The 12,751-nt window shown below is 52.4% G+C and carries 8 protein-coding genes; 2 read left to right on the top strand and 6 right to left on the bottom strand.

Annotation, left to right across the window (positions count from 1 at the left end; translation table 11 throughout):
- Positions 1–33 precede the first annotated feature (33 nt).
- Entirely contained in the window at positions 34–1,455 is a 1,422-nt protein-coding gene (locus ABID13_RS07940; RefSeq protein WP_007861750.1) for a four-carbon acid sugar kinase family protein, read from the top strand.
- A 367-nt stretch (positions 1,456–1,822) separates the two neighbouring features.
- On the opposite strand, the gene ABID13_RS07935 is transcribed toward ABID13_RS07940, so the two are convergent.
- From ABID13_RS07935 to ABID13_RS07910, 6 genes are all read right to left on the bottom strand, one after another.
- Entirely contained in the window at positions 1,823–4,105 is a 2,283-nt protein-coding gene (locus tag ABID13_RS07935; RefSeq protein ID WP_048929058.1) for a GH36-type glycosyl hydrolase domain-containing protein, read from the bottom strand.
- 41 nt (positions 4,106–4,146) lie between these two features.
- Positions 4,147–4,995 carry a carbohydrate ABC transporter permease gene (locus tag ABID13_RS07930; RefSeq protein WP_007861746.1) on the bottom strand — a complete coding sequence of 283 codons (849 nt, stop codon included), beginning with the start codon at positions 4,993–4,995 and terminating at the stop codon, positions 4,147–4,149.
- 11 nt (positions 4,996–5,006) lie between these two features.
- A complete protein-coding gene (locus tag ABID13_RS07925; RefSeq protein WP_007861745.1) occupies positions 5,007–5,918 on the bottom strand; it encodes a carbohydrate ABC transporter permease in 912 nt (303 codons plus the stop codon).
- 82 nt (positions 5,919–6,000) lie between these two features.
- Positions 6,001–7,413 (bottom strand): ABC transporter substrate-binding protein, encoded by a 1,413-nt coding sequence (locus ABID13_RS07920; protein ID WP_048929057.1) that lies wholly within the window; start codon positions 7,411–7,413, stop codon positions 6,001–6,003.
- 95 nt (positions 7,414–7,508) lie between these two features.
- Positions 7,509–9,203, bottom strand: a complete 1,695-nt coding sequence (locus ABID13_RS07915; protein WP_048929056.1) for a response regulator transcription factor — start codon at positions 9,201–9,203, stop codon at positions 7,509–7,511.
- Complete coding sequence (locus ABID13_RS07910; RefSeq protein ID WP_048929055.1) at positions 9,200–10,957, bottom strand: sensor histidine kinase; 1,758 nt, start codon at positions 10,955–10,957, stop codon at positions 9,200–9,202. The genes ABID13_RS07915 and ABID13_RS07910 overlap by 4 nt, the downstream gene beginning before the upstream one ends.
- A 287-nt stretch (positions 10,958–11,244) precedes the next feature.
- On the opposite strand from ABID13_RS07910, the gene ABID13_RS07905 reads away from it, so the two are divergent.
- Positions 11,245–12,738 carry a serine hydrolase domain-containing protein gene (locus tag ABID13_RS07905; RefSeq protein WP_007861736.1) on the top strand — a complete coding sequence of 498 codons (1,494 nt, stop codon included), beginning with the start codon at positions 11,245–11,247 and terminating at the stop codon, positions 12,736–12,738.
- The last annotated feature ends 13 nt before the right edge of the window (positions 12,739–12,751 follow it).

Below are 12,751 nucleotides of genomic sequence, written 5' to 3'. Positions count from 1 at the left end.
GAAATCTATACCGGGGAAGAGAGGAAGACAAATATGCTGGATGCAGATGTGTTAAAACAGTACCCTCAGATCGACTGCGGTGCTGTCCAGGCTTTACTGGAAACCAGATGCCGGGAGGACCGGCATAAGATTGTAGTGTTGGATGACGACCCTACCGGGGTACAGACGGTACACGGCATTTCCGTGTATACGGACTGGTCCTATGAAAGTGTAAAAAAGGGCTTTGAGGAGGAGAACAAACTCTTTTACATACTGACCAATTCCAGGGGCTTTACAGTGGAGCAGACCACCAGGGCCCATGTGGAGATCGGGGAGACCGTGGCAAAGGTGTCTGAGGAGACGGGAATCGATTATGTGATTGTCAGCAGGGGAGATTCCACCCTGAGGGGACACTATCCCCTGGAGACAGAGCTCCTTGCCCGGGTGGAGGAGAGCCATAGGGGAAAACCTGTGGACGGTGAGATCATCTGCCCGTATTTTAAGGAGGGCGGCCGTTTTACCATTGACAACATACACTATGTAAAGTATGGGGAGCAGCTGGTACCGGCAGGGGAGACGGAGTTTGCAGGCGATAAGACCTTTGGATACCATTCCTCTGATCTGAGGGAATATGTGGAGGAAAAGACAGAGGGCAGATACAGGGCCGCTGATGTGTTGAGCGTTTCCCTGGAGGAACTGCGCAGCCTGGATTACGATGGAATTACCCAAAAACTCCTGTCTCTCAGGGATTTTGGGAAAATTGTGGTCAATGCTGCGGATGCATGTGACCTGAAGGTATTCTGCATTGCTCTTTACAATGCCATGGATCATGGACACAGGTTTATGCTGCGCACAGCCGCCGGTTTTGTAAAGGAGTTTGGAGCGGTCAGTGACCGGCCCCTGCTCACCAGGGATGAGATGGTGGAAGAGGACCGGAAAACCGGGGGGATCATTGTGGTAGGCTCCCACACAAAAAAGACCACCATCCAGCTGGAGGCCTTAAGGCAGGTGCCTGGAATTGAGATGATCGAATTTAACTCCGACCTGGTTCTGGATGAGGCTAAATTCCAGGAGGAAATAAACACTGTCCTCATGCATGAGGAGGAATTGCTGGAGCAGGGCGTGACAGCAGTGGTATATACAAAGCGGAAGCTGCTTTCCCTGGAAAGTGACAGTCCCGAGGCAGCGCTTTTGAGGTCGGTCCGGATATCGGATGCGGTACAGTCACTGGTAGGACGGTTAAAAGTCACTCCCGCGTTTGTGGTGGCAAAGGGAGGGATCACATCCAGCGATGTGGGGACCAAAGCCCTTAAGGTCAGACAGGCCACTGTCCTGGGACAGATCCGCCCGGGGATACCGGTGTGGAAAACAGGCCCGGAGAGCCGGTTCCCAGGTACGCCCTATGTCATTTTCCCCGGAAATGTGGGGGAGGCGGAGACGCTGAGGGAAGCGGTGGAGGAATTGATGGGAAGATAGTAAGATATATAAAGAAGTTAAAACCCATTGGAGAAGCGTGATTTCTCTGATGGGTTTTGTTTGTTTTCTGTTGGAGAAAGAGAAGATGTATGACAGGTTTCTGGAGGAGGTGCTAAACTGTGGTTCTATCCATACTCTGAATCAGTATGAAACCGTTCTGAAAAGGATGTACCCGGACAGAGAGATGTCGGCTTACATTGCTTATGTAATTAAAGAAGGCCGGCTTTTAATATGTATGGGCGCTATTCTCCTTGCTGAGAGCATAGCGCCGTATGTTGTCAGATTTCATCCCATTCGGACCGGAAAACATGTAGTGCAGGTGATGCCAGGGGAGGCTTTGGTGGTCTTGATCACATGGGATCAGCCGTTACTTCACCAACCTTACATTCACCTCATATACCATCCCGGATCCACATGGAAGATAAGGCTCTGTCCAGGGGGACCCGTTAACCATAACAGAAGCGATCCGGTTGCATCCGTGGTCCTCGGTCTGGGTATAGCGGATGTTGTAAACCGCTCCCCGGAACTCCTTTGTGACAGAGCATTCCTTCCAGTCCGGCGGCAGGCATGGCTCCAGGCGCAGGCCGGGGATTTCGGCTTTGAGGCCAAGGACGTATTGGAACAGGGCCTTGGTCAGCCAGGCTCCGGTTGCGCTCCGCCAGGTCTGTCCCGCCGTTCCCAGACGGTAGCCTGTCTCCTCTGTAAAATAGGAGTTGCACATAATGTAGGGCTCACAGTATTTTTTATGGTATTCATGGTGGAAGGGAAGAATCTTTTGAAGACCCATCTGTACCTTTTGGTTGTCCTTTTGCATACTGTCCACAGCCAGCTTCCAGCAGCAGGGATGGAGGTAAACGCCCCCGTTTTCATGGACGCCTGCGGGTTTCTGGGTCATCTGGCCAATGGTATCCACATAGCTGTGGTAGGCGGGCCAGGATACCAGGGTCCCCAGATCGGTTTCCAGGTATTTGTCCACGGCATCCATTATCTTCTGCTTTCTCTCACCCTCGGCAACCTGGGCCAGGACTGCCCAGAGCTGGGGGATCAGATAGATCTTTCCCTCCCGGCAGGACATGGAGCCCAGAGGCTCGCCCTGGTCATTAAAGGCATCGATGTAGTATTCACCGTCCCATCCTGTCTCGTTTATGATATCCTTCATTTCCTGGCCGCGGAGCCGGGAGAAGAACAAGTCTTCTTTCCTGTCAAGGGCCAGGGCCAGGGCGCCGAATCTCTCATTGGCCCGGCACCACGCAAGGGAAAGCCAGACGCTGGAGCCTTTTCCCTCTAATCCGGCCTGGTTCATCATATCATTCCAGTCACCGCCCCATAATTTGACCAGCCCATGGATTCCCCGGAAATCCCAGAGAAAATCCACGGCGCGTTTTACATGCTCATAGACGCTGGCTTCTGAACCGTCATTAAAGGGCACGGATTCCTCCAGGCATTTGACATCGCCCAGTTCCTCAATGATGGAAGCCGCAGCCATGGGGATCCATACCGCGCAGTCTGCAAAGTTGTTGTCACGTATCTCCCCGTCCAGCCAGGTTCTGGGAGCATACCCATTGCTGTACTGAAAGGTCAGAGCACGCTTGAAACGTTCCCAGGCCAGCTGCGGGTTAAAGGAAGCCAGGCATTCGCTGTCGCTTACCATGTCCCTGTATCCGTTGTGGCGCACCCTGGCCCAGCGGCTGCCCATGTTGGTCTGGTGCTTGGTCCAGAAGTTGATGAGGCAGTTAAGGGACTCGTCAGGGGTGCGGATGGTTACGCCATTTTCCTGTGCGGCATACTGCTCCCTGACATCCATGAGTCTCTGCTCCACGGTCCGGGCATTGTTTCTGCGGGCGGCTTCCTCCAGTTCACCGGAGGCTAGGGCCACGCCCAGTGCGTAATGGAACTGGGCATCTTCTCCGGGCTTAAGGGTAACGGTGTGTTCAAGGGCCAGGCAGATCTTTTCCCCAATGCAGCAGCTTCCCGTACATCCGCCCATTGCCAGGGCGTCAGGCTCCTGTTCATTGCCGTAGGTTCCGATAAAAGCGTTCTTTCTTGTATCATATCCGCTTACCTCGCGGTCTGCCAGGAAGTAGGCGGAAACTTCCTGGAAGTTTTCCGACTGGATCTTGGCATAGGAGCGGGTGGCAACCCCGTTTAATTCAGGCCGGAAACCGGCTGTGTCCACGTTGTAGCCCTGGGGGCGGTACACACCATCGGTCTCAGTCTTGGCGTAGGGGATGACTTTGATGGTACGGATTCGGTTGGATGTATTTTTTACTTTGATGCTCCATATCTCCTCATTAGCATCCTGAGGCACAAAGATGCGGAAACTGCTGGAAATACCCATATATTGGGAGAATATCTCCGTATAACCGATTCCGTGCACACAGGAAAAATCCTGGTATTCCTTTTTTACGGGCAGTCCGTTGGCTGTCCAGTATTGGCCGCTTTCCGTGTCCAGGATATAGACCTGGCGGCTGTCCGCCAGCAGGATCCGCCGTCCCAGATGACCCTGGATCAGGCTTTCGCCATAGCCCACCTGGGAGGTAAATGTTATATAGCTGTCATTATATAGGTAGTTGTACCAGTGGCGGGGCGTATGGGGGGTAGTGATGACAAACTCGCTGCCCTGGTTTCTGAAATATCCGTATTCTTTCATGTATTTATGCTATCTCCTTCCGGGTCATAACCCTTTATGCATTAACCCTTGATTGCCCCTGCGGTGATCCCCTCGATAAAATACCGGTTCAGGAACAGATAGACGATCAGTATGGGGACAATGGACATTACGGTTCCGGCCAGCATGGTACTCCATGCAGCCACGCCGTCACCCTGGTCCTTGAGCAGTACCACGCCCACTGTCAGGGGACGCAGTTCGGAGCGGGACAGGGTAAATGCCAGGGGCATCATATAGTTGTTCCATGTATCCCTGAAGGCCAGGATACCGGTGGTTGCAAGGATGGGTTTCATGATGGGCATCAGGATCGTGGTATAGACCTTAAAGAAGCTGGCACCGTCAATGGTAGCCGCCTCGTCTATCTCCTTGGAGATCCCGTTGCAGTATCCCATGACCAGGATACAGTAAAAGGGCTGGGCGGTTGCGATCTGGGTGATGACCATTCCCCAGATGGAATCCAGAAGCCCGAGCTTGCGGCAGAGCTGGAAAATAGGGAATAGGGTAACTGCCCCGATCAGGAACATCATAAAGCCAAAGGTGCCGGTGAGCAGTTTTTTGCCCGGGAAATCGCACCTGGACATGGCATATCCTGTCATGGAGGATGTGATGATGATACCGATCACCGATGCCACGGCAAAGAACACGCTGTTTAAGGTGTATCTGGCAAAGTTGGCCTGCTTCCAGGCTTTCATATAGTTCTCGGGACGCCATGTTTCCGGAAATATCTTAAGACCGCCTAACAGGAATTCCTCTGTGGATTTAAAGGAACCGCCCACTGCGTATACCAGCGGAAATACCAGCAGGAAAATGATGACTGCCAGCAGGGCGTATAATAAGATCATATCTCTTCTGTGGTTTGCTTTTTTCGACATGAAGATCCCTCCTAGTAATTCATGTTTTTGGTGGCGCGGATATAGAGCAGCGTAATGAACATAACCAGCACCGTGGACAGGATACTGATGGCAGAGGCATAACCCTGCTGGGCAGTGCCCATGGTCTCAAAAAAGTATCTGTAGATGTACATGGTCATGACTTCCGTGGAATTTCCCGGACCTCCGTTGGTCAGGGCTTTTACGGAGTCAAACAGCTTCAGCGCGTTCATGATGCACAGGGCCGTGATGGTCTGGAACATGCTTCCCATCATTGGGATGGTGATTCTGAAAAAGGTCTGGATCTTGTTGGCCCCGTCCACCCTGGCGCTTTCGTATACATCGGATGGGATGCTCTGAAGGGCTGATAAAAACAATACCATGTAAAATCCCACGCCGCTCCAGGTACAAAAGAGCACAATGACGATCTTGGCCATGGTTCCGTTGCCGAACCATTCAATGGCTTTTTCGATCAGGCCCATTTTGATCAGCACACCGTTGATAATTCCGTTGTAGGAGGCGAACATAAAATAAAATACGATTGCCATGATGGCAGTACTTGTGATATTGGGTACAAAGATGATTGCCCTGGCCAGGCTCTGGCCTTTGAACCGCTGGTTTAACAGCACGGCCAGCAGCAGTGAGCAGGGGATCTGCACCAGCGGGATGGCAACACCCATCTGCAGTGTGTTGATCACCGAGTTCCAGTAGGTCGCGTCCTTAAACAGGCGCGTGTAGTTTCTTAGCCCCACGAACACGGCGGGGGAAAAACCGTCATATTTGAAAAAGCTGTAATACAGTACGTACAGCAGCGGATACACTCCAAACAGTATTACCATGAGGATGGTGGGGGACATCATCAGATACGGCTGTTTATATTTGCCCAGACGGGCCAGGAAACCCTTATTTGTTCCGGCAGTTTTCACTTTTTTTACCTATCCTTTCTGAATTTTGGTCAAAAATAGAGCTGCTGCAAAACATTACATTTTACAGCAGCCCTGCTTTCTCCTATTTCACGCTGCTCTCATCAATGGATCCGCTGGCAATGGCGTCCTCCAGGCCTAATGTATAGCGCTGGTTCAGGTCTTCCACGGCCGCATCCAGGTCAGCCGAAATATCGGCTCCCTCAGCAGCCTTGGCAAACAGGTTGGTGAATACCGTGTTACGGTCATCACCCTCCAGGCTGATGAATTTGTGAGGTTCAAATTTAGGGATATCCAGGTCATCTGTCTTAAAGCTGTACTCCACACCCTGCAGGTTCAGATCCTCGATGCCCAGGGAATCCAGGTCATTGGCGCGGTTGTCATTTCTGGGAACCGGCATGTACTGGTTGGCAATGGTCTGGTTGGACAGCCAGTAGGTGTAGAACTTCTTGGCAGCCTCCACGTTTTTGCCGTTGCCCACAACCCAGTTTACGCCGCCCTCTGCCCAGTACTTGTCGGCAGTATCGCTTTCAAATACGGGAAGGGGTGCTGAATCCCAGTTGCATTTTGCATCCATCTGGGTTGCGTAGCTTCCGGGCATCCAGGTTCCGTCAATATACATTCCAATGGTCCCCGCTGCAAAGTTGGCCCTCAGGGTGTCGATTCCCAGTGTCAGGTATCCTGGGAACAGGGAGCCGTCCTTCATCATATCCACATAGAAGTTAAAGTAATCCTTGTTGGAGCCAAAGTCATAGGACTTGGTGGCATTGTTCCATCCGTAACGCTGTACATCGCTGGTGGCGTAGAGAATGGGGTCGATCACACGTTCCCAGATCTGGGCCACGCCCAGAGGCAGCCCGAAGCCGTATGCTTCCCCGCCGCCTGCCTCGGTGATCTTCTTGGCATATTCCCGCATTTCCTCCAGGGTTTTTGGCGGTTCCTCAGGATTTAAACCCGCCTTCTCAAAAAGGTCTTTGTTGTACAGCAGACGGTAGGCGCTGACACGTACCGGTACGGAGTAGAGTTCGCCGTTGAGATAGAACTCCTCTGGTGTAAATGCGCTGGGGTTGTAGTTTTCCTTTATCTCATCCGTGATGCAGTCATCCACGGGAATGATCTGTCCCTGCTTTGCCAGGGTCTGGACCGTGATGCCGCCGCTGCATTCCAGAATGTCGGGGGCTGAATCCCCGGAGATGGCCATCTGTACCACGCTGGAATAGTTTTCTCCATAATATTCATAGGTGGCATGGACTTCACTTTGTGACTCGTTAAAGGATTCGATCAGTTTCTGGATGCCCTCATCCGGGCCGCTTCCCTTGGTCCAGATTCGTATTTCCGTGGTCTCTCCAGACGCTGCAGAGCTTCCTGCCGAACTTCCGGCTGTCCCTGCCTCGGAACCTGATTTTGTGCTGTTGGAAGATGTGCTGCCGCATCCGGCGGTGGTAAATGCCATTGCCCCGGCCATGGCAAGAATGGTGATTCTTTTTAGGTTTTTCATAACTCCCTCTCCTTATATTTGATAGTGACATTATATCGGATTGAAAAACCCTTTTGTGAACCTGAGATTATATGGTTTTAACTTTTTGTTAGGTCTTATTTGTGTTTCCGGTATTCCACCGGGAGCATGCCCGCGTACTTTTTAAAGGTACGGGTAAAGTGCTGGTTGGATGTATAACCCACCAGTTCCGCTATGTACTGTATCTTGTGATCCGTTGTGGACAGCAGCCGTCTGGCTTCCTCCATGCGTACCTGGGTCACATAGTCGGTAAACGCTTCTCCTGTCTCGGATTTAAACAGCTGGCTCAGGTAGGAGGGGTTCAGGAAAAAGTAATCAGCGGCCTTTTGCCTGGTCACTGTCTGGTAATTCTGGGAAATGTAATGCTTCATCCGGTCAATGAGACGGGTGGAGGCTTCCAGGGACTCCTGCCCCAGGAACGCTATGATCTGTTCCGTGACAGTCTCCAGCCAGCGGCGCAGTTCCCCCGAGGTCTTAAACTGATACAGATAATCGGGCTGGAAGATCTGGGATGTGTCGTAGGCTCCGTTTTCAATCTGGTGCTGGAGCAGGATACCCTGGTAATCCGTAAGCAGCCGGATGATCTCCGTGTAGATGCCCTCCCTCTCCATGCCCATTCCGTCAAACATACCGTGACAGAAACGGCCCAAGCGGACCATGGCATTTTTCTGTTCCCGGTGCTGTACCGCGTCCAGCAGTTTTTCTTTCCATTCCAGCAATTCCTTGTAATCCACATCCTCCCTTTTTCCGCCTCTTTGAATGCCTCCCTGGTAAATACCGGTTTCCCCGGATTCATAAAAACGGCGCTCCAGGGCTTTTTCAGCCTCTGTATAGGCGGTGCGCACATTGTCCGGAAATGTAACCCCGCTGCTGATCCCGGCTGACATGGGTACGCGGCAGAACTGTTTTACGGTGTCAAGGAGACGGGAAATAACGGACTGAAAGGAATCCTCCGCCCTTTCCCGTGTCTGCCCATGGCTCTGTACCTCATGGGAGGAAGGCGCATGGGGATAAGGGTCATGGAGGGAAGGATCATGGATGGAGGGGAGATGGATGGAGGGGGTATACAGAAACAGGATGGCGGAAGTTTCATTGCCCAGGGAAACGCACTCGCAGCTGCCCGCCTCCAGGCAGATCTCCTCGATCATATTGTCAATAGCAAACTTGATAACGGCCTGTTCCGTGTCCCGAAGGGGAATGTCCGTATCCAGCAGGGCCACCATGGCCATGGATTTGGGAGGACACAGTTCCATGTTTTCCCACATATGCAGGATATGGGAAGGGGAGAGGTCTTCCCTCAGCAGCTTGCGCAGAAAATTCTCCTTGGCCCCGCGTTTCAGGTGGTAGAGGCGGACCGTGGCCTCCTCCTCCTTTTGTTTCTGCAGGCGTTTTTCATCCAGTTTTTTTACCGCCTGAAGGATCCTCTCCCGCAGATCCTTTTCCAGCACAGGCTTTAGCATATAGCAGGCAGCGCCTTTTTCCAGCGCTTTCTGTGCGTATTCAAAGTCACTGTAACCGCTCATGATCATGATCACCACATCAGGAAACTGTTCCTTTACATGGTCGATCATTTCCAGTCCGTTCATGGACGGCATGCGGATGTCCGTAATAATGATATCCGGTTCCGTCTCATTGATGATGTCAAGGGCCTCATCCCCATCATAGGCAGCCCCTTCGATCCGGCATCCCAGGGATTCCCAGTCCACCAGCTGCTTCATTCCTTCAATGATCAGCTCCTCATCATCCACTAAAACCACTTTGTACATGTTCATACTTCCCCCTTATCCTGTGAAGCCCGCGGCAGATGCAGGCTCAGTGCTGTTCCTATCCCCTCCTGGCTGTCAATTCTCAGTCCGTATTCCTTTCCGTAATACAGCTTCAGGCGGGTGTTGATATTGTTTAGTCCGATGTGCTCGCTTTCCAGCGTGTCCGGCTGGTCCAGGGTTGCCCGTATTTCTTCCAGCCGCAGGGGGCTGATCCCTTTTCCGTTGTCCTCCACCGTGATATCCACGGTCTGATCCGTGCACTGGGAACTGATGCGGATCTGCCGGTTCATCCTCCGCTTTTCCAGTCCGTGATGGACCGCATTTTCAATGAGAGGCTGCAGGGAAAATTTAGGGATGATCATGTCCATGACATCCTCCGGAATCTGTACATCCAACTGGAACTTGTACCTGAACCTGAGATTCTGCAGTTCTATGTAACAGGTGACATACTCCAGCTCTTCCCGTACTTTTACGTACTCGGTTTTCATATCTGTTGTGCGCCGCAGCAGAAGGCTGAGCTTTTCGATCATTTCAGCCGCCTCGTGGTCCTGGTTCAGCAATGCCTTCATACGGATGCCGTCCAGGGTGTTGTAAAGAAAATGGGGGCGTATCTGGCGCTGGAGCATCATGATCTCCGCTTCCTTTTTCTTGATCTCAATCTGGGCCTTCTCCTCCATCAGTACTTTGATCCGGCCCGCCATGTGGTTCAGGCCCGCGGCAATGGTGCGGATCTCATCATTGCTGTCCACCTGAATCTCCACATCCAGGTTTCCCCGCTCAATGGCTTCGATGCCTTCCATCACCCTGGAAACGCCCCGGCTCATCACCTTGGAGGAGCCCACAGCCAGGGCAACGGCCAGACCGCCGCCCAGGACCAGGAGCATGACGGCAATGCGGCTGAGTTCATTGAGATCCCTGAGCAGCACATCCTGGGGAACAATGTAGGCCACATACATGTCCAGATAGTCGGAGTGTTCCATGCTGATATTCCATGCCTGACCGCCCAGAACTACCTGGAACGGGCCTGATTCCCTGTCCAGCCTGTGTTGGATCTCCTCCATGACCCGGCTGCCCGGGTCAGTCCCGGAAAGATAGAACAAATTCTGCTTCCGGTCAAACAGGGCCACGCTGTTCTGGTCCAGTCTGTTTTTGCGGCATATCTCGTCCAGAAGCCGCCGCTTCATATCCACCCGGACCACCCCGTTGATCTTCATCTCGCTGTAGCTTCTCAGCTTTCTTGCAATGGAAAACACCTCGTCCGCATTGGTCTTGTGAAGGGGCATGACACAGAACATTTCCGGGTCATCCATAAAGGTGCGGTACCATTCCTCCTGGGAAATGTTGACGCCCTGGCGGTAAGGCACATTGGGGCCCCCGGTGAACACCCGGCCGCCGGAATCCGCTATGAGGATCCCGTCCGCATCGATCCTTACATTGAGGATCCGCTCAATGGAAGCCATAACCTCATTGTAGTAATCCACATACCTGGGGCTGTCCTCAGGGATCTGTTCCCCCAGCTTTCTGATCATATCCTCCTGAAGCAGGAAGGTCATGCTCAGGCGGTCGATCTCCCGCACCATATTGGTGATGGAACTGGTAATGCTGTCCACATAGACCTCGGAATATGCGATCATATTCTTTTTCAGCACCTGTCTGGATATTCCATAAAAGGCGGCAAACACGCTGCCTGAAAGCAAAATTATGCCCAGCAGAAGAAGCATCAGCTTTTTTTGGAATCCCATCTTCTGTTTTTCCCGCATTTATTATCCCCCCGCAATAGCATGTCCTTTGTTTTTTGACTAAAATTATAACATACAAAGAAGGGAATTACAAAGATAGGGAATTTTATTGTTAACATGGTTATCAACCCTGTGGTATTCATGCTATAATTGTAACTGTTTAGGACATCCGATGTAAAAATGGGTCTGTTACCTATAATTTAGGGATTAAGGAATAGGCGGAGCCGAAAAGGGCGGACCGGGATACCCGGAAGACAGGGAAATGTAATGGGGATGACCGGAAGATAAGGAATGGGGGAGGGCTTGGCATGGACAAGATCATGGGACGGTTTATCAGGGAGTTGGAGGAGGCGGAGGTCTGTCTGCACAGCGTGGCCCTTATTTATAGAGGGAAGGTTATAGGTGAGCGGTATTTCGGACCCTTTGGGCCGCATACTCTGCAGCGCATGTTCTCCGTGAGCAAAAGCTTTGTATCAGTGGCAGTGGGGCTTTTGTGTGAAGAGGGCAGGATCGGGCTGTCTGATCCAATCCTGCAGTATTTTCCGGAATATGCCCCGGACATCATTCCTCCTCAGCTGGCCAGGATGACCATCAGGGATATGCTGAGGATGCAGACCTGCTATGATAAGACCACGTACAAAAGGGACCCCGGACAGCCATGGGTGCCCAGTTTTTTCCATACACAGCCCCATCATGAGCCAGGGATGGTCTTTATGTATGACACGTCATCCTCCCATACCCTCTGTGCGCTGGTGGAAAAGCTGTCAGGAAAAGAGATCATGGAGTATCTCAGGGAGAAGTGCCTGGACGAGATCGGATTTTCTAAGGAGGCATATTTCATAAGGAATGAGTTTAATGAGGCCATGGGGGGCAGCGGCCTTATGGCTAAAACAGGGGATATGATCAAATTTGCCAGGCTGCTGATGGAAGGGGGAGTGTTCCGGGGAAAGCAGCTCTTGCCAAAGGGATATATGAAACAGGCTGTCTCCTTTCAGACTCCCACCCGGATGAGGGGAGCTGTGAAGGAAGAACGCCAGGGATACGGCTACCAGTTCTGGCGCCTGACCCATCACGGATTCGGTTGTTACGGCAAGGGCGGACAGCTGGTCCTGTGCTATCCGGATCATGACCTGGCCGTGATCACCACCGCGGATACCACCAGCCTGCCTGAGGGAAACCAGGCGATCTACGACAGCTTGTACCGGAATATCTTTCCAGCACTGTCCTCCCGGGGACATTCAGGAAATCCGTCCCGTGGGAGCGATGGACCATGTCCAGGCGGTTTGTCCTGTGGGGACACCTTGGCCGGTTACCGCGGCCGGTCCTGCGCGGGCAGGGGATCATCGGAGGATGCCGGGGCTGGCGGCATGACCTGGTCCGGGGAATGCCCCGGGGATTTCCTGTCCGCCAATGCCAGAAGCAAGGATGCCAAGGAAGCAGGCTCCGACCTTTGGGGAAAAGAGTATTGGTGCGAAGATGCAGGCGTCTGGAAAAAGATAGTGTTTTTCAGCGACAGGATCTGTTTTTGCACAGGGGATGAGGTATATGAACTGCCGGTGGGATGGGAAACCGCCCGGCCCGGAAGCTTCCCTCAGTACAATGATGCCTGTGTCACAAAGGCGGAGTGGCTGGATTTTTGCTCCCTTTACATAAGATCAGACATGCTGGGCGAAAACATGGCTGTTTTTGAAATGCAGGCTGTCTTTAAGGGCGCCGGGCTGCTGTGCTATATGAAACATACCCAGGAATTCCGGTTTGAGGAGTTTGCCGGGATATGGGAGGGGAAGCTGAAGAAGAAATAACCAGGAGGTATTA

The organism is Enterocloster citroniae, from assembly GCF_040545455.1.
GTDB classification, from domain to species: domain Bacteria; phylum Bacillota; class Clostridia; order Lachnospirales; family Lachnospiraceae; genus Enterocloster; species Enterocloster citroniae.
Note: the sequence above shows the minus strand (reverse complement) of the source record. Positions and strands in the feature narration are given on the sequence as shown.

Coding starts and splice junctions, on each gene's coding strand:
- ABID13_RS07940 (WP_007861750.1), top strand. CDS start 34: ATGCTGGATGCAGATGTGTTAAAACAGTACCCTCAGATCGACTGCGGT.
- ABID13_RS07935 (WP_048929058.1), bottom strand. CDS start 4,105: ATGAAAGAATACGGATATTTCAGAAACCAGGGCAGCGAGTTTGTCATC.
- ABID13_RS07930 (WP_007861746.1), bottom strand. CDS start 4,995: ATGTCGAAAAAAGCAAACCACAGAAGAGATATGATCTTATTATACGCC.
- ABID13_RS07920 (WP_048929057.1), bottom strand. CDS start 7,413: ATGAAAAACCTAAAAAGAATCACCATTCTTGCCATGGCCGGGGCAATG.
- ABID13_RS07915 (WP_048929056.1), bottom strand. CDS start 9,203: ATGAACATGTACAAAGTGGTTTTAGTGGATGATGAGGAGCTGATCATT.
- ABID13_RS07910 (WP_048929055.1), bottom strand. CDS start 10,957: ATGCGGGAAAAACAGAAGATGGGATTCCAAAAAAAGCTGATGCTTCTT.
- ABID13_RS07905 (WP_007861736.1), top strand. CDS start 11,245: ATGGACAAGATCATGGGACGGTTTATCAGGGAGTTGGAGGAGGCGGAG.